This is a genomic window from Propionispora sp. 2/2-37, assembly GCF_001298735.1.
In the GTDB taxonomy this organism is placed as follows: domain Bacteria; phylum Bacillota; class Negativicutes; order Propionisporales; family Propionisporaceae; genus Propionispora.
The window spans coordinates 175,754-194,594 of record NZ_CYSP01000003.1; the positions used below are offsets into that span (position 1 = coordinate 175,754).

The window sequence follows — 18,841 nt, forward strand, 5'->3', positions numbered from 1 at the left end:
TTTCCGCTAGCAGTCTACCTCTCCCATCAGCGGATCAAGAGTGGACAGAACGGCAACTACGTCACCGATCAGTAGCCCCCGGCACAATTCGTCCAGCGCGTGCAAATTGACAAAAGACGGCCGCTTGATGTGTATACGGTAAGGTTTGGTACTTCCGTCACTGACAATATAATACCCCAGTTCTCCCCGCGGATTTTCGATGCGGTGGTAGACTTCGCCGGCAGGAGGTTTTATCACCCTCGCCATCTTGGCTTTCACGGGGCCTTCCGGCAAATCCCTCAGTGCCTGCCGGATAATCCGGACACTTTCTTCCATTTCCTGCATACGCACCATGTAGCGGTCCCAATTATCCCCCGTCGTACCCAGAGGTACGTTAAAGTCAAAACGGTCATATATTCCGTAAGAATCGATCTTACGGATATCATAATCCACGCCGGCCGCCCGCAAGGAAGGTCCGGTCATGCCCAGTTCCAAAGCTCGGCCGGCACTAATCTTCGCATACCCCTTCATGCGGTGCATAAAAATTTCATTACCGGTAATAAGACCGTGATATTCTTTAAGAATAGCAGGAAATTCATCCAAAAAAGACTGCGTTGCCGGTACAAATTCTTCCGGAAGGTCCTCGGCCACCCCGCCAATCCGTATATAATGAAAAGTCATGCGTGCCCCGCATACCATATTGAATAAATCCAGTATTTTTTCCCGGTCGCGAAATGCGTAAATCATACCGGTGGAAGCCCCGAAATCGATGGCGATGGTACCGAAAAAAATCATATGGCTGGCAATACGGTTGAGTTCAGCCATAATCACCCGTATATACTCCGCCCGTTCCGGTACATCAATCCCCATCAGCTTCTCTACCGTTTGACAGTAGCCCAGATTATTGCCCATGGCAGACACATAATCCAAACGGTCAGTATAGGGAAGAAATTGCGGATAAGTCCGGCTCTCCGCCAGCTTCTCAATCCCCCGGTGCAAATATCCCATTTCAGGTATAGCCCGGACCACCTGTTCACCGTCTAAATCCAAGATAACCTGCAGCACACCGTGAGTACTCGGATGCACCGGTCCCATATTTAATGTATAAACTTGTGTTTTCGGCATCTTTTTCTCCCCTTACCCGCGGCTCACCGCTTTAAATTCTTTGCGCAGCGGATGACCGTTGAAATCCTCCGGCAGCAAAATACGCCTTAAGTTAGGATGCCCGGTGAAGGATATACCCAGCAAATCATACACTTCACGCTCCTGAAAATCGGCACCCGGCCAAATACCGGTTACGGATACAACCTCTGCTTTTTCTTTGGCGGAACGAGTTTTTACAGTAGCCAATTTCCTTAGGGCACGAGAATAAAGATGATACACTACCTCGAAGTATTCCGGATATTCCACAGCCGTCAGATTGCTCAAAAGATCAAAGCGGTACTCTTCTCCGTCTTTTATACGGCGGAGAAGAGTAAGCAAAACCTTTTGCTCCACCAGCATAGCGCAATAGGGATCTTCCCCGATGATTTCTACGTCCGGGCCCGTTGCAGCCGCCAGGCTTTCCAGCTCCGCCCGTTTCATGATTTGTCTACTCATCGCTCATCCGCCTCGCCACTTCAGGATTTCGAATCTTCTTCTTGAGTTCCAGCATTCCCTGAATCAATGCTTCCGGACGGGGTGGACAGCCGGGAATGTATACGTCCACCGGAATAATTTTATCAACACCGGGCACAACCGAGTAAGAATCAACGAACGGGCCTCCGGCGTTAGCACAGTTACCCATGGCAATCACATATTTAGGTTCCGGCATCTGTTCGTATAGCCGTTTTAAAGGACCGGCCATTTTCCAGGTCAGCGTACCGGCAACAATTAAGAGATCCGCCTGACGCGGCGAAGGCCGGAATACCTCATAGCCAAACCGTGCTAAGTCAAAGCGGGCCGCTGCTGCCGACATCATTTCGATTGCGCAGCAGGCCAGACCGGAAGTTAACGGCCAGAGCGAGTTGCTGCGGGCCCAGTTGAGCACCTGATCAATGGTGGTAAGAATAATATTTCGTTTTAATAATTCGTCCGTCGGCATATCGTTCTGCAAGTCCTTTACTTCCATTCTAATGCTCCTTTCTTCCATGCATACCATAATCCCAAGACTAAAATCCCAACAAATATAATCATTTCCATAAAGGCAAATAAGCCAAGCTGCTGAAACTTAGCCGCCCAGGGATACAGAAACATGGTTTCTACATCAAAAACAACAAACACTAGAGCATACAAATAATAGCTGGCTTTGAATTGTATCCAGGATTTTCCCACCGGATCAATCCCGCATTCGTACGGCAGTTCCTTTTCGGGACTGGCCTTACGCGTTTGAATCATCCGTGATGTGATTAAACCACCAATAGTAACCATACAAGCAATACCAATCAGCACGGCAATCAAGGCATAATCCTGCAGCATACGACAACCTCCTGTTTATATTGATCAAAAATTCAATCATTTAGGCTCGAACGAACAGACCGGAAACTATTACCCATTAACAAAAAGCTGCTGACTTCTTCCGTCAACAGCCGCTGTCTCTAAGAACTGGCCCAATTATATGTATATGTCCTATGCGCCAAAGAAGCACCGTTGTACTTTTAGTATGGCAAAATAGTGTACAAATAAACCATATACAATGTAACGGATTTCTAAAGCAACCATGGCGGTATTGGAACAATGCAGGCTGGACAATTGTTCATTTTTTCACTTACTCGGTTAGGACAAATGTTCATCTTTTCACTTATTCAGCCGACAACAAAACTGAAGGGTAGGAACTTCTGTGACTTACATAGATGGTATCATGTTTTTTTACATAATTCAATACCTGTTCTAGATGTTTTTAACACTTATTTATGAAGTATACAGTTTTATTATATTTTGTATACAAAAATCATCCTCTTGCAGTAGACAAAAAGTTCTACCAGGAGGATGATTTATTGTCTTGCTATTTTCTGCAGCCGGCTTCAGACTTCTTATAGACAATCCGGCCGTTAAAAATTGTCATGTCCACTTCCGCTTTGTCAATATCCGCCGGATTCACAGCAAACAAGTTACGGTCAAAAACAACCAGGTCTGCCAGTTTGCCCGCCTCAAGGGAACCGGTTTCTTGCTCCAGAAACAGCATATAGGCACCGTTAATGGTGAAACTTCTAATCATCTGCTGCAAAGTAGCCCGTTCTTTTTTATTTAAAAGATAGCGCTCATCATCGCTATCCGTTATATCGGGCACACCATGCAGCGGTCCGTTATCAATATTCCGGGTTACCCCGATGTCCATAGCCAGCAGCGGGTTGGGGGTAAGCGTAGCCGGATAATCCGATGATGATGCTACCGTAATGCCCCTTGCAAAAAAGCTGCCTAACGGAAATTCGGTTTCCGCCCGATCACCCAGAAATTGGGAATCGACCTTATCCCACCAGTTAGGTCCCTTGAAGTGCCAATAAGGCTGCACACTGGCAATGATGTTCAACTTCTTAAACCGCTCGACATCCCCGGCAGCAACCAATTGCAAATGAGTGATGGTATTGCGCCAATCACTGCCCGGCAACTGTTGCCGCACCCATTCCATAGCATCCAGAACTTTGCGGGTGGAAGCATCCCCGGTAGAGTGAACATGAATGGACAAGCCCTGTTGATTAGCCATTGCAAAGGCCTGCTTGAGCTTTTGTTCATCCCACAAAAACTGCCCATAGTATCTTTCCCCCTTACCGGCTTTTTCGCTATAAGCCTTCAACAAATGGCTGGTCCCGCCTTCAACAACACCGTCGGTAAAAAATTTGGCGGTAATAATTTTAAGGTCGGGAGAATCGTACTGCTTTTTTAGCCTTTGTACTGTTTCGAATTGGCTGGCCGCTTCCTCTTCCTGGCGGATGGTCGCTGCCATCCTGACCCGTAAATGCAGTTTATTTTTTCTCTGCATAGCCGCAAAGGTTTCCAGCATTGCCTCAAAAGAAAAGCTTCCCATAGCCAAAATGCCGGTAATACCAAAGGCATGCATCTTTTTTTGAAAAAGAAGCATGGCTTCCAAGTACTGCGCAATACTATACTCCGGCAGGGCAATCAGCGGCATAGCCCATTCTTTCAAGGTCCCCCACAAATCTCCGGTAACCGGGTCGGTGTCGATTACACCGCCCTTGGGCACCGGCGTGGCGGCCGTAATGCCGTTCACTTCAAATGCCCGGGAGTTAACCCATAGCGTATGCCCGTCATTAGCCCGCAAAATAATCGGAATGTCCCTGCTGATTTCATCTAAATACTCTTTACGCGGTCCCTTGATTAATTCCTCACCGGTAAAAACGCTCCATGACCACCCCCGGCCATACACCATGGCAGTTTCCGGGTTCCGTGCAATAAATTCTTTCACAGCGGCGAGATAACCCTTCAGAGTATCAACATGGTACAGTCGAACTTCATACAACTCCAGCAAAGACAAACCCGGCGGATGAATGTGGGAATCAATCAGACCCGGTGTCACCGTTTTTCCTTTTATATCAATAACCCGGGTTGTCATTCCTATATATCTTTGCACACTTTCATTGCTACCGACATGGAGTATGCGATTGCCGCGGACAGCAACTGCTTCGCATAGCGTGTCTTTTGCGTCCGCCGTGTAAACCACTCCATCCTGCAAAACAATATCGGCCACTATTCCGGACATAAGCATCCACCCCCTGCCAGCATTATAATCTGAGTTTTGCCAGGGCATCGGCAAGGGCCGTATTTATCGGCTCTTCCCTGCCTGCTTTCTGTTGTTTTAAATAAGCCGCCACATCTCTTTTGGAAGCTCTGTCCTGTTCTTTCTGCTTACGCTCATGAAAAGAGGAAAGCTTCTCCCGATAGCCGCAGCCGCAGACAAAAAGCCGTGCTTCTCCCTCGCCACGCAATTCCAGTTTCTTATGGCAATTCGGACAGCGGGCATTGGTCGTGCGTGAAACACCTTTGCGATAGCCGCATTCCCGGTCCTGACAGACCAGCATTTTCCCCTTCTTGCCGTTTACTTCCAGCAAATATTTGCCACACTCCGGACATCTGGTTCTTGTCATATTGTCATGTTTGAAACTCTCCTGGCTGTTTTTGATTTTTGCCACAATCTCTCTGGCATATTGCTTCATTTCACTGACAAACAGGTGTTTTTTCAAAACTCCCTTAGCAATGGCGCCCAGTTTTTGCTCCCATTTGGCCGTCAGGGCCGGTGACCGCAAGTCTTCCGGAACCAATGCCAACAATTGCCTGCCCTTTGATGTAATGTAAATATCTTTACCTTTCTTCTCCAGTAAAAAACTGTTAAACAGTTTTTCAATAATATCCGCCCGGGTGGCGACCGTACCCAAACCTCCGGTTTCGCCAATCGTCTGCTTTAATTCTTTACTTTCCCGGCTCATATATTTTATCGGATTTTCCATGGCCGAAAGCAATGTGGCTTCATTAAACGGAGCCGGAGGCTTTGTCTCTCCCCGGGTTTGTTCAATAGCTGCTATACGCAGGGTCTCACCCATATTCAGATTTGGCAAAATCTGATCCCGTTCTTCTGTGGCATCCTCCTCATCCATTTGACCGCCATACACATCCTTCCAGCCAGTGGCAATGATTCTCTTACCCCTGGCCGAAAACAACTCTTTGCCAATCTTTGCCTTGATCGTTGTCTGTTCATATTCAAAAGGGGGATACAGAACGGCCAGAAACCGTTTAACGACCAAATCATAGACTTTTCGCTCCTGATCACTTAATGCCGATAAATCCACAAACTGTTCGGTAGGGATAATGGCATGATGATCGGAAACCTTGCTGTCGTCTACAAAATGTTTGTTCGATTTTATGGACTGCTTGCTAATCCTAAACGCCGCCTTGGCATAAGGACCTGCACCGCAGGCTTCCAGGCGGTCCTTCAGGGTGTCCACAATATCGTGCGAAAGATAACGGGAATCGGTTCGCGGATAAGTCAACAATTTGTGCGTTTCGTACAATCTTTGCATAATGGACAAGGTTTCTTTGGCTGAATAGCCAAAAGCTCTGTTGGCGTCCCGCTGCAGCTCGGTCAAATCATACAGTTGCGGTGAAAAGCTTTTTTTGAAGGATTTCGTTACATCAGTAATCGCTGCATCCTTGTTCGCCAAAGCTGCCAGGACATGATCACAGTATGCTTTATCAAACGTCATGCTGTCATGAGTTTGACTATTCTGCCAGACCAGTTTGAAATTACCGGTCTTAGCCGTAATCCCGTAAAAAGGTTTTGCCCTGAAATCTTGAATTTCAGCCTCCCGCTGGGCAATGATAGCCAGGGTTGGCGTTTGTACCCTGCCGCAGGAAAGCTGGGCATTGTATTTGCAGGTCAGCGCACGGGTAGCGTTTATACCGACAATCCAGTCCGCCTCCGCTCTGGCAACCGCTGATGCATAAAGATATTCATAGTCTTTTCCCGACCTTAGCTTGGAGAAGCCTTCCTTGATTGCCTTATCGGTAACCGATGATATCCAGAGCCGTTTTAACGGCTTATATACATGGGCCTTTTCCAGAATCCACCGTGCCACCAGCTCTCCCTCACGCCCGGCATCGGTGGCAATAACGATCTCGGTAACATCCTTCCGCTGCAACTGTTCTTTTACAATATGAAATTGACGGCCGGTTTGCTTAATCACGACAAGTTTGCTTTGCTCCGGCAGCATGGGCAGGTCTTCCAGCCTCCAGGCCTTGTATTTTTCATCGTACCCTTCCGGATCAGCCAATGTCACCAAATGTCCTAAAGCCCAGGTGACAACATACCTGTCACCTTCAAAAAAGCCGTTACCCTGTTTATTGCAATTAAGCACTCGGGCCATATCCCGCCCCACCGAAGGTTTTTCCGCTAATACCAGTGTCTTTGCCATAACGATAATCCTTTCTCCGTTTCGGTAATCTAAAAAGCCTTACAGAAGACAACCGGCTGTCTGCAAGGCTTTTTTAGATTAGTGTATGCACATTTACTTGCTATATAATTCAGCCAGCTGTTTTTTTACATCCCCATTGTCCAGATATTCTTCATAGGTCATACGCCTGTCCATAATCCCGTTGGGTGTGATTTCAATAATGCGATTGGCAATGGTTTGAATGAACTGATGGTCATGGGAAACAAACAAAAGTGTCCCGTCAAAACTAATTAATCCATTATTCAGTGAGGTAATGGATTCTAAGTCCAAATGGTTGGTCGGTTCGTCCAATAACAGCACATTGGCGCCGCTCAGCATCATTTTTGCCAGCATACAGCGGACCCTTTCACCGCCGGAAAGTACGTTGGCGGCTTTCAGGCTTTCTTCCCCTGAAAACAGCATCCGGCCTAAAAAGCCGCGAATAAACGATTCTTCCTGGTCGTGGGAAAATTGCCGCAGCCAGTCCACCAGCGATAACTCCACTCCGTCAAAATAACTGGAATTATCCTTGGGGAAATAGGCCTGTGAGGTGGTTACACCCCATTTAAATTCGCCGGCATCAGCTTCAAGCTCACCCATGAGTATCTTAAATAATACCGTTTTCGCCAACCCGTCCTGACCGACAAAAGCAATCTTATCTCCTTTGTTGACCATAAAACTGACATCACGTAAAACCATCTCACCGTCAATCGTTGTACTGATGCCTTCGATATTGAGCAGTTGGGAACCGGCTTCCCGCTCAGGCTTAAAAGCGATATAGGGATATTTACGCGAAGAAGGTTTAATATCTTCCAGCGTAAGTTTTTCCAATTGTTTTTTACGGGAAGTTGCCTGCCTTGACTTTGACGCATTGGCGCTGAACCGCTGGATAAAATTCTGCAGTTCCCTGGCTTTTTCTTCCTTCTTCTTATTTGCGTCTTTGGCCAGTTGCAGGGCCAGTTGGCTGGATTCCAGCCAGAAATCATAATTTCCTACATATAGCTGAATATTTTCAAAATCGATATCCGCAATGTGCGTGCAAACCTTATTCAGGAAATGGCGGTCATGGGACACCACGATAACGGTGTTCGGAAAATCATACAAAAACTCTTCCAGCCAGGTGACGGACTGAATGTCCAAATGGTTAGTCGGTTCGTCCAGCAGCAAAATATCCGGATTGCCAAACAAAGCCTGTGCCAGCAGCACACGGACCTTTTCCTTGCCGCTTAAATCTCCCATTTTCTGCTCATGCAGTTCTTCCGGGATCCCCAGCCCATTTAGCAGACGTGCTGCTTCCGGCTCGGCGTCCCAGCCATTCAGCTCCGAAAATTCACATTCTAATTCGGAGAGCTTTAAGCCATCTTCATCGGTAAAATCACCCTTGGCATAAAGAGCGTCCTTCTCTTCCATGATTTGATGCAAGCGGGAATGCCCCATAATTACTGTTTTTAATACGGCGAACTCATCAAACTCATAATGGTTCTGCTTCAATACTGCCAGGCGCTCGCCAGGGGTAATGGATACTTCACCATGGGTAGGTTCTATTTCACCGGACAGTACTTTAAGAAAAGTGGATTTTCCCGTACCGTTGGCACCAATCAAACCATAGCAGTTGCCCGGCGTAAATTTGATATTGACATCTTTAAACAGTATCCGTTTGCCGAATTGCAAAGTTAATCGATTTGTACTTATCATGACTAAACCCATCTTTCAATAATTTACTTGTAGATATATGATTTTACCACGTCTTGCTGTATTCGTCCAGTAAAGCCTGGCCCGCTCCGTTGCCAACACGCTCCCGGAAATTCCCGCTCATCCAATAAAAAGCCTGAACTCTCCGGGAGTTCAGGCTTTTCTACCTGGCTGAAAACACGTTATGCTTAAATGGACTCTGACGAAACCGCACTTTTCACACGCTGCCGCCAGTTACTTGCTATATGTTTGCAAATAATTCAAGCCAAGCCGTTCATATTTTTTTAAATGCCGAATTACTTTGACTTCCTGGGCACGGTCTAATCCCTCGATAGTATCGCTGCCAACCGCATCTTTAATCATATTCCTGATTTCAAATTTGCGATAGCCCAAAAAAGTCAAACGACTCAACAGATGTTTAATATATTGTTCCATCCATACTTCCTCCACAATCAAAAATTGGTAATGATAACGCAAAAATGCGTTACAGCCGCAATTACCCTCGACTACTACCAATACTACAAACATTATCGAAAGAGATTAACTGGGACACAAATACTCTTAATAATGTTGTTTCCAGTTAATATGGCATATAATCATTATCAATTTATCATAGTTATCCATTATCGTCAAGAGAAATATATACCAATATAAACCATTGCCTTTATGGCTAAACTTTCCCGCATTGTTATTGATTGACATTATTTTCCTGACAGTGATATAATTTCTGTTAAGAATTGTTTCCGTACCGACAGCGCTATACCTTATTCACTGCAGATACTGTAGACCTATGTGACCGGTTGTTATGGCTTATCATAATGGGTCAAGCCTGAGGGGGGCATGACATGGCTAAAAGAAATATTCCGGCTGCAACTCCGCCGGATGGATTAACCATGGAAAGTTACAGTAATATAGTTGAGCAGGCGCCAGACATTATCTTGGTTGTAGCCCTTGACGGCAGTATCATGTATGCCAACCGCGCTGCGGTGACCGCTTATCAGTATTCAAAAGAGAACCTTTACCGTCTCCGGCTGCATAACCTTAGCCCGGCAACCGAAGAAGACCTGACCAATGCCCGCCTGGAATTCGCCATAGCACAGGGCATTCTTTACCGTACCAGACATTACCGTCGCAATGGTCAATCCTTTCCTGTCGAGGTCAGTGCCAGCCTGTTTCATTTTTCCAGCCGTTCCGCACTGATTACGGTCATTCGGGACATTACTGAAACTATGCTCATAGAAGAAAACGCCCATAAGCTGGAAACCAGTTATCATGTACTGCATACCGAACTTATGGCTGCTCACGAGGAATTGGCGGCCACACATGAAGAACTCCTGGCTTCAGAGGAAGAGCTGCGGCAGCAATTTGATGAATTACTAAGCCGCGATGAAGCCATCCGTTACCAAAACGATCTGCTCCATTCCCTGCACGAAACTTCCATTGGCCTGATGCAGCATTTGGGGCAGGAGGATATACTGGAAAAAATCCTTCATTATGCCACGGAACTTACGGAAACTGTAAACGGATTTATTTTCCGTCTGGAGCAGCAAAATAATAAACAGATGTTTCTGCAAAGCCATGGTCTGGGTATTCATAAAGCCACTGTCGGAATGAGAATTTCCTGTAATGAAGGAATATCCGGCATGGTTTTTCAAACCGGCGAGTACGTTCTTGTGAATGACTATCCGACCTGGTATCAGCATACCAGTCCACCGGCCCCCATCCTGGAGCTTTGCACCGCCGGCCGGACGTCCCTTGCTTCCATCTCGTCCATGCTGCAAGTTCCCCTAAAGAGAAACGGTGCTATTATCGGCACGATCGGTCTTTCCTATACGGAAAGCAATAAAACATTTAACCGGGAAAAAATTGAAGCCATTTCTCAATTTGCCGACCTGGCTTCCATCGCTCTGGATAATGCCATATTAATCGCTTCTTACCAGCAGGAATTATCCATACGCCGCCAAACTGAAAACAAACTGCGCAAAGCCCAGGCTAACAATCAGGCCTTGCTGAATTCCATTCCGGATCCCTTGTTTATCGTTGACCGCAGCGGAAAGTTTTTAGACTATAAACCAGGCAGAGAAATCTTTATGATTGATTTTGAACAATTGCTGAAAAAAAACATCCGGGATATTTTGCCAAATACGATCGCAGCAAAAGCCATGCAATGCCTTGACCAGGCTTTTGCTACCGGAACCATACAGCTACTTGAATATCAGCTCCCCGTTAACCGTAAAATTTCACATTACGAAGCCAGAATCATCGCCAGCGACGCAAATGAAGCCCTAATTATCGTGCGCAATATAACCGACCGCAAACGGCTGGTGCAGCAACTAAAAAAAATGAGTCTGCATGATAGTTTGACCGGTGTCTATAACCGGGCTTTTTTTGAAAAACAGATGAACAAACTGCCGGCCATGGGTTATGCCTCTATTGGCCTTCTGGTCTGTGACGTGGATGGACTTAAAGTCATCAATGATACCCTGGGGCACAGTACCGGCGATAACGTATTAAAACGGGTTGCCCGGATTCTGCGTCAGTCTTTCCGTCACAACGGCATCATTGCCCGCATCGGCGGTGATGAGTTTGTCGTCCTGCTTGCCAATCATGCCATTGCCGATTTTGAAGCCGCCTGTCATAAAATTCAGGAACTCATCGCCCGCTATAATAAAAATAATCCGACCCTGCCAATCAGCCTTTCTCTTGGCTATGCCGTCAGCCAGACCGCTCCGGATATGAATGCGCTGTTTAAGGAAGCAGACAACAATATGTACCGCGAAAAGCTGCATCGTCAGAAAAGTGCTAAAAATGCAATTGTCCAGGCCTTAATCAAAGCTCTGGAAGCCCGGGATTATCTAACCGAAGGACACGGCGAGCGTCTGCAGGGCCTGGTAGAAGCTTTTGCCAAAAAGCTGAATCTGCCTGATACGGTAGTTGCCGACTTTAAACTGCTGGCCCATTTTCACGATATTGGTAAGGTCGGCATACCTGACAGCATACTATTTAAACCCGGCTCATTATCCGATGAAGAATGGGCCGTTATGCGTCAGCACTGTGAAATCGGCTACCGCATTGCCAATTCGGCACCCGATCTGGCCCCCATTGCCGATTGGATATTGACGCATCATGAGTGGTGGAACGGCCAGGGATATCCGCAGGGAATGACCGGGGAAAATATTCCTCTGGCCTGCCGGATACTGGCACTGGCCGACACTTACGACGCCATGACGAATGACCGGCCATACCGTAAAGCCCTCTCGCATCAGGAGGCCGTTACCGAAATAAAAAAATATGCCGGAATTCAATTTGATCCGGTGCTGGCTGATCGTTTTATCCATTTGGTCAATTCCGTTTAACTGTGATAGCTCCCCTGCGTTTTTCCCCCTAACAGCGAAGTATGGATAATAATCGGATCCATTGCCTGAAAGCGGGTATCCTCCAGCTTTTTCAGCTCATCGCGCAGTTTATCCAATTGTTCATGCAAAAGATTTTTCGTATAGTTGTAATCATCAAGTTTTGCCACGGCACTGCTGACTTCTGAAATTCTTTCTTCAAATTCTTTATGCAGTCGCACAATTTCCGAACCGCTTTTTACACTCATATCCATGCTCCTTGAATAAAATGTAATTATTACACATTATGCCCCATTTTTTCTTCTGATACTATTCTTTGCGAAAAATAGGGATAGCAACCGCCGTCTTGTACAGGGCTATGCTATCCCTATTAGTTTTTTTACTCTTTCCGGGCGGCAGCCGGTAGTCTAAGCGCGCTTGCCGGCTAACGCCTTCGGCTCCGCATACTCTTGTTCGGCTAATCTCCGATAATTTTCCAATCGTTCCCTTGCGTCCTGCTCGGTTTTCTCAAACAACTTTTCGGCCATATCCGGGAATTGTTTCTTTAAAGCCGAAAAACGGACCTCACCCATTAAAAACTCACGGAAATTCAAAACAGGTTCGTTAGAATCCAAAACAAAAGGATTTTTCCCGGTTTCCTTTAATTGGGGATTATATCGGTACAAGGCCCAATACCCGCTGTCTACCGCCCGTTTTGCTTCCAGTTGGCTGCAGCCCATGCCTGACTTCAGGCCGTGGCTGATACAGGGCGCGTAGGCAATAATCAGCGACGGTCCCGGATAAGCTTCGGCTTCGGTTATGGCTTTTAACGTCTGATTTTTGTCTGCCCCCATGGCAATTTGGGCCACATAAACATATCCGTAACTCATCGCAATCATTCCCAGGTCTTTTTTCTTGGTACGTTTCCCTGAAGCGGCAAATTTAGCAATGGCTGCAGTCGGCGTTGCTTTGGAAGACTGGCCGCCCGTATTCGAATATACCTCGGTATCAAAAACCAGAACATTGATATCTTCCCCCGCTGCCAGGGCATGGTCCAGTCCGCCAAAACCAATATCGTAAGCCCAGCCGTCTCCGCCGAAAAGCCATTGCGAACGCTTGACCAGATAGTCGCGCTTGTCAAGTATATCCTGTAAGGCTGCATCTTTATTCTGAACTGCCTCCAGCGCCTGAATCAGGCGGTCGGCTCTTTGACGCGACGCTTTGCCCTCTTCTCTGCCGGCCAGCCACTCCCTGCAGGCGGCTTTTCCTTCCTCGCCAATATCCAGCTGCATAACATATTGAATTTGTTTAGCCAGTTGCTCCCGCAGCTGCTTTACACCAACCAGCATCCCCAAGCCAAATTCGGCATTATCCTCAAAAAGAGAATTTCCCCAAGCCGGTCCATGGCCGCGATGATTGGTGGTATAAGGAACAGACGGCGCGCTGCCCGCCCATACGGACGAACAACCGGTGGCATTGGCCACCATCATCCTGTCGCCAAACAACTGGGTGACCAATTTGGCATAGGGAGTTTCGCCGCAGCCGGCACAGGCCCCGGAAAATTCCAGCAGCGGCTGTTCAAACTGGCTTCCTTTCACAGTAAAGGGATTCAGCGGATTTGATTTTACCGAAACCTGCATAGCATAATCCCATATCCGCTGCCGCTCAATCTGCGTTGCCAGCGGCTGCATAACCAGTGCTTTTACCCTGGACGGACAAACCTGGGCACAATTGCCGCAACCCGTACAATCAAGAGGAGACACCACAATGGAGAAATACAATTCTTTGGGGCCGGCGGCAGGCCTTGACCGAAAACCGGCCGGTGCCTGCTCCTGTTCTGCTTCATTCACCAATACCGGCCGAATAGCCGCATGCGGACAAACATAGGAACATTGATTGCATTGAATACAGTGCTCCTGCTGCCACTCAGGCACATCAATGGCAATTCCGCGCTTTTCATATGCTGCACTGCCCAGCGGAAACGCCCCTTCCTCCAGACCGATAAAAGCACTTACCGGCAGTTTGTCGCCCTCCTGGCGGTTCATAGGGATAAGAATACTTTTAATAAAGTCGGGTACCGCCTGCTCCTGTTTCGACTTATCCTCCGCCTGCTGCCAGGAATCCGGAATTTGGATCCTTTTCAGAGCCTGAATCCCCTGGTCAATAGCAGCGGTGTTCATCGCTATAATCTTTTCTCCCTTATGCCCGTAAGAGGCTACAACCGCCTCCTTCAAATAGGTAACAGCATCCTCCAGGGGAATAATACCGGCTATCTTAAAAAAGGCTGACTGCATAATCATATTAATCCGGCCTCCCAGTCCTATTTCCCGGGCAATGCCCACCGCATCTATGGTATAAAATTTAATATCATTTTCCCAAAGATACCGTTTCATATCCGCCGGCAAATGCTCATCCAGCTCAGGTTCCGTCCAGGTGCAGTTAAGTAAAAAACTGCCGCCTTTTTTAAGGCCCTCCAGCAGATGGTATTTGTCAACATAGGACTGGTTGTGGCAGGCAATAAAATCGGCCTGGTGAATTAAATAGGAGGATTTAATCGGCTTTTTACCGAACCGCAGGTGCGATACGGTAATCCCGCCGGACTTTTTGGAATCATACGCAAAATAGGCCTGGACGTACATATCCGTCCGATCGCCAATAATCTTAATCGCATTTTTATTAGCCCCTACCGTGCCGTCCGAACCTAAGCCCCAGAACTTACAGGCTTTGGTTCCTTCCGGTGTGGTATTGACGGCTTGGCCCAAGGGAAGCGACAAATGGGTCACATCATCAACAATGCCAACGGTAAAATGAGCCTGTGGCCGTTCCTGTTTAAGATTATCAAAGACGGCCTGAATATGTCCGGGCAGAACATCCTTTCCGCCAACACCGCAGCGTCCGCCGACAATTAAAGGCTGCCGCTCCCTGCCATAGAATGCGGATTGTACGTCAAGATACAATGGTTCGGCCAAAGCACCCATTTCTTTCGTTCGATCCAGCACGGCAATCCGGCTGACCGTCTGCGGAATGTATTTAAGAAAATGTTTCACCGAAAATGGCCGGTATAGATGAACGGTCAGCAAACCTACCTTTTCACCACGTCCATTCAGGTAATCCACCATTTCCTCAATTACTTCACACATGGAGCCCATGGCAATAATCATACGTTCGGCATCCGGGGCACCATAATAGTTGAAAAGGTGATACTCCCGGCCGGTCAGTCTGGTAATGTCCTGCATATATCCTTCTACAATATCCGGCAGCAACTGATAAAACCGGTTGGCTATCTCCCGCTGCTGAAAATGGATATCAGCGTTTTGCACCGTACCTTTAAGCACAGGATGATCAGGGTGAAGTGCCCTTCGCCTAAATTCATTCAGCGCAGCACGGTCCAGCAATTTTTCCAGCTCGGCGTAATCCAGCACTTCAATTTTTTGCACTTCATGAGAAGTCCGGAATCCATCAAAGAAATTAAGGAAGGGAACCTTGCCTTTAATGGCCGATAAGTGAGCCACGGCTGCCAAATCCATAACCTGCTGAACACTACTTTCGGCCAGGAGGGCAAAACCCGTTTGCCTGGTAGCCATAACATCGGAATGGTCCCCAAAAATACTAATCGCATTCGCTCCTACCACCCGGGAACTGACATGAAAGACAGCCGGTAAAAGCTCCCCCGCAATTTTATACATATTTGGTATCATCAGCAGCAATCCCTGGGATGCCGTATACGTCGTCGTTAAAGCCCCTGCCTGCAGCGATCCGTGCACCGCACCGGCCGCACCGCCTTCAGACTGCATTTCCAGCACTTGCACGGTCTGACCGAAAATGTTTTTCCGGCCTTGTGCCGCCCACTCATCCACATGTTCCGCCATATTGGACGACGGAGTAATCGGATAGATGGCCGCAACATCGGTAAATGCATAAGAGACATATGCTGCGGCCGTATTACCGTCCATGGTTTTCATCGTCTTAGTTTGCTTCGGCATAAAAGATCTCTCCCCACCCTATAAATTAACAATAAAATGCAAAAACGCCCCTGTTCAACCATCGTTGAACAGGGGCGCAAATAACTGCGCGGTACCACCCTGGTTTATACACTCTTTTGGCATCGGTCCATCAACCGACCCCCGGTTAACGCCCGGGCGGCGCCTCTGCCTAGTCCTCCAGGAAATATCCTGCATTTTCGGAGAAGAGTTCATGGGGGATTTAATCAACAATAAACCTGCACCGGCTCTCAGCTAAAACCGGCTCTCTGTGACAGTTTACCTATTGCCTTTTTTCCCAGTCATCACTTTTATCAACGGGTTATATACGGTTTGGAACTACTTTGGGATAAATTATTACATGTTTTGGCTACTCTGTCAATAACAAATTTACAAGCATGTAAAAATATTTTTGATTTTAATCCTCTTCAATCAGACAATCGTTTGCACATAAAACACATCGAACATTTTGGGGTAAATAAGTACGCATAACACACGGCAAAAAGGAGAAGGTTTCCCTTCCCCTCATGAAAGCAGCCATCCCTATAGAGTTCTAAACTGAAACAAGTACATACTCCTTTACACTCTAACCGGTTCGCTTAACATACATAAAACACTAATTCTGAAATAAGTGGGTTAACCTGAAACCAGATAATCCGAAAACAAAAAACACTACCCTGTCGACCAAACAACCTCGTATACAATCGGGAACCTAAACTTCCTTCGCTTGAATACCAGATACATAAGTCTCTATAAGGATGGTGCCTATCTATAATATAGCATGGGAAGAGGGTTTATGCAATAGCTTATATTTGGATATTCACTATTCCTCTTCGTTAAAATACACTTTGTAATAGTGCATCTGTTTTGTTTCATCAAAACCCCGCTCGATAATATCTCCATCCGCCTGGTCCAGCGCGGCCAGTTTGATCTTAATCTCAATGTCGGTATCCAGCTTGATCAGGCTGCGCAGCTTTCGCTTGGTCGTTTTAACCGCCTGGCCGGAAATGGCAAAGGAGTCCAGCGGCTGCAATCCCTGGTTCATCTCAAACATCACTTTATGTTCCTTAAACTGTTCGATTAGCTCCGGCTGTTTAACAACATTCTGTGCAAATTCATCTATATCAAATTTTTCATTTTTGTCAAAATAGGCGACCGCTTCATTTACAAACAAAACCTGGTCTTTCTTATCCGCCTGATACAAAGGTCCGTAAACGGTTTCAGCAAAATCCCGGCACAGCTGCAGATGATTCTGCGTATGAAAATAAGCATCTTGAACATCGGTTAAGCGTAAGAATTCATCTTTCCAGTAGGCCGCTTCACTGTCTTTGCGGTTTACGTTATCGACAATAGCTACGCGGTAGCCGTCTGTTGAATCCAGGTTAAAAATAATCGCTCCCTTATCCAGTTTTTTGATATTGATGCCTTGATCGGCAGCTAACGTAACATCCTGCATCCGATCCGACACTTTTAAATATTTTTCCTTATTTTCGGTTTTAAAAATACCTACGGCATCAACGGTCTGCCCGTCGACAATGCAGCCGGAAAAATAGGCAGCATAAAATTCACCCCGTTTTATTTGCGGATGCACCGATTTTTCGTATAAGTGTTTTAAAATATTGACCGATTGTTCATAAAATCTTGTCCGGTCAATAAAAATCGCACTGACATACATGTAAAGTTCATGCAAGTGAATATCGGTTTGATGATAAAATTTATACAATATCTTTTCCCTAAAGGAAGAAAAGAAGTACTTTAACAGCAATTCCTCTATATTTCCGTCGAGCATTTCATACTCTGCCGCCGAGAGGACAAACCCTTCATCCCTTAATTTATTGCCCACTTTATGGATAACCAGTTGCTCCATTTGCGTCTTCGATAAATCCAGCATTCAACAACATCCCTTTCATTTCCTATGGCTTCCATTCTATCAAACCTCACTGTATTTGACCATCCCGCACAAATCTTTTGGGAAGAACTTCGCCCCTTTCCCTGTTTTGTGTTATTATGATACATAGATTCTTATATTCTATTGTAAGGCAGGGGTTCTATTTATGATATTAGAAAGTGATGTAAACACGGTTCGTGACAACGCTTACTGGTTTATATTTTGCAGGGACGAGTTATTGATTAAGGAGGAAGGCGGCGCTGTGACCATTCCTTTGTTTAATGATCTGCCGTCGCTCACTATAAATGCGGTCAATACTCACTCCATAGGTTCCTTAAACGGCAAAAAATGCTATATAGCTACTGCCGCCAAAGAAATCCTTCCGGAGGGCTTTTCTTTCACAAAGATCAAACAACTTTACGGCTGCGTCAATTCTCCCTGGTTTTGGCTGGCTTTCCGCGCCTTCCATCTCACCGGCTGGCTGCGCAACAGCCAGTATTGCGGCCGCTGCGGTAAGCCAATGAACATCTATGACAAGGAATTGGCCATGCATTGCCCGCACTGCGGCTTTATCATGTATCCGCGCCTTTCGCCGGCTATTATTGTAGCTGTTATCAGGGATGGCAAACTGCTTTTAGCCCGCAACCGCATGCGTCCGGAATTATACAGCGTTATTGCCGGTTTTGTCGAGCCTGGTGAGACTCTGGAGGAATGCGTCAGGCGTGAATTGCTGGAAGAAGTAGGAATGCCGGTAAACAACATCACCTATTTCGGCAGCCAGCCCTGGCCGTTCCCCGATTCACTGATGGTGGCCTTTACGGCTCAGGCTGCCAGCGATAAAATAACGATTGATAACCAGGAGATCATCGAAGCCGGCTGGTTTGCCGCCGATCAGCTTCCTAACATTCCTCCAAGTGTCAGTATCGGCCGAAAACTGATCGATTGGTTTACCCAAAATCATAAGAAATAATAAAAAAACAGGCCGGTATACCGGCCATAAAAGACTAACTTGTAAAGGCAAATAAAGCATTCTCTGTCAATTTGTCAAAT

Annotated in this window: 13 protein-coding genes; 2 read left to right on the plus strand and 11 right to left on the minus strand. The window is 46.6% G+C overall.

The window, feature by feature from the left end:
* Positions 1-6 precede the first annotated feature (6 nt).
* The 8 genes from P22_RS04225 to P22_RS04260 all read right to left on the minus strand — a co-directional run bounded on the left by P22_RS04225 (position 7) and on the right by P22_RS04260 (position 9,026).
* Positions 7-1,104, minus strand: a complete 1,098-nt coding sequence (locus P22_RS04225; protein WP_054258963.1) for an NADH-quinone oxidoreductase subunit D — start codon at positions 1,102-1,104, stop codon at positions 7-9.
* A 12-nt stretch (positions 1,105-1,116) separates the two neighbouring features.
* Entirely contained in the window at positions 1,117-1,578 is a 462-nt protein-coding gene (locus P22_RS04230; protein WP_054258964.1) for an NADH-quinone oxidoreductase subunit C, read from the minus strand.
* Complete coding sequence (locus P22_RS04235; protein ID WP_156318856.1) at positions 1,571-2,062, minus strand: NADH-quinone oxidoreductase subunit B; 492 nt, start codon at positions 2,060-2,062, stop codon at positions 1,571-1,573. The genes P22_RS04230 and P22_RS04235 overlap by 8 nt, the downstream gene beginning before the upstream one ends.
* 17 nt (positions 2,063-2,079) lie before the next feature.
* The gene (locus P22_RS04240; protein ID WP_373432665.1) at positions 2,080-2,388 is read right to left on the minus strand and encodes an NADH-quinone oxidoreductase subunit A; all 309 of its coding nucleotides are present in this window, start codon (positions 2,386-2,388) and stop codon (positions 2,080-2,082) included.
* A 574-nt stretch (positions 2,389-2,962) separates the two neighbouring features.
* Positions 2,963-4,675: an amidohydrolase gene (locus P22_RS04245; protein WP_082378395.1), complete on the minus strand. Its 1,713-nt coding sequence runs from the start codon at positions 4,673-4,675 to the stop codon at positions 2,963-2,965.
* A 22-nt stretch (positions 4,676-4,697) separates the two neighbouring features.
* Positions 4,698-6,881, minus strand: a complete 2,184-nt coding sequence (locus P22_RS04250; protein WP_054258968.1) for a DNA topoisomerase III — start codon at positions 6,879-6,881, stop codon at positions 4,698-4,700.
* Between the two features lie 93 nt (positions 6,882-6,974).
* On the minus strand, positions 6,975-8,594 hold the full coding sequence (locus P22_RS04255) for an ABC-F family ATP-binding cassette domain-containing protein (RefSeq protein ID WP_054258969.1): 1,620 nt from the start codon (positions 8,592-8,594) through the stop codon (positions 6,975-6,977).
* A gap of 231 nt (positions 8,595-8,825) precedes the next feature.
* Positions 8,826-9,026 carry a hypothetical protein gene (locus tag P22_RS04260; protein WP_054258970.1) on the minus strand — a complete coding sequence of 67 codons (201 nt, stop codon included), beginning with the start codon at positions 9,024-9,026 and terminating at the stop codon, positions 8,826-8,828.
* A 410-nt stretch (positions 9,027-9,436) separates the two neighbouring features.
* On the opposite strand from P22_RS04260, the gene P22_RS04265 reads away from it, so the two are divergent.
* Positions 9,437-11,947 (plus strand): HD domain-containing phosphohydrolase, encoded by a 2,511-nt coding sequence (locus P22_RS04265; RefSeq protein ID WP_054258971.1) that lies wholly within the window; start codon positions 9,437-9,439, stop codon positions 11,945-11,947.
* On the opposite strand, the gene P22_RS04270 is transcribed toward P22_RS04265, so the two are convergent.
* The 3 genes from P22_RS04270 to P22_RS04280 all read right to left on the minus strand — a co-directional run bounded on the left by P22_RS04270 (position 11,944) and on the right by P22_RS04280 (position 17,794).
* On the minus strand, positions 11,944-12,192 hold the full coding sequence (locus P22_RS04270) for a hypothetical protein (RefSeq protein ID WP_054258972.1): 249 nt from the start codon (positions 12,190-12,192) through the stop codon (positions 11,944-11,946). The two genes, P22_RS04265 and P22_RS04270, sit on opposite strands and share 4 nt — an antisense overlap.
* 159 nt (positions 12,193-12,351) lie before the next feature.
* Complete coding sequence (nifJ, locus tag P22_RS04275; RefSeq protein ID WP_054258973.1) at positions 12,352-15,906, minus strand: pyruvate:ferredoxin (flavodoxin) oxidoreductase; 3,555 nt, start codon at positions 15,904-15,906, stop codon at positions 12,352-12,354.
* A gap of 820 nt (positions 15,907-16,726) precedes the next feature.
* On the minus strand, positions 16,727-17,794 hold the full coding sequence (locus P22_RS04280) for a nucleoid-associated protein (protein WP_054258974.1): 1,068 nt from the start codon (positions 17,792-17,794) through the stop codon (positions 16,727-16,729).
* Between the two features lie 163 nt (positions 17,795-17,957).
* Between P22_RS04280 and nudC the strand changes: the two genes are divergently transcribed.
* Complete coding sequence (gene nudC, locus P22_RS04285) at positions 17,958-18,761, plus strand: NAD(+) diphosphatase (protein ID WP_054258975.1); 804 nt, start codon at positions 17,958-17,960, stop codon at positions 18,759-18,761.
* The last annotated feature ends 80 nt before the right edge of the window (positions 18,762-18,841 follow it).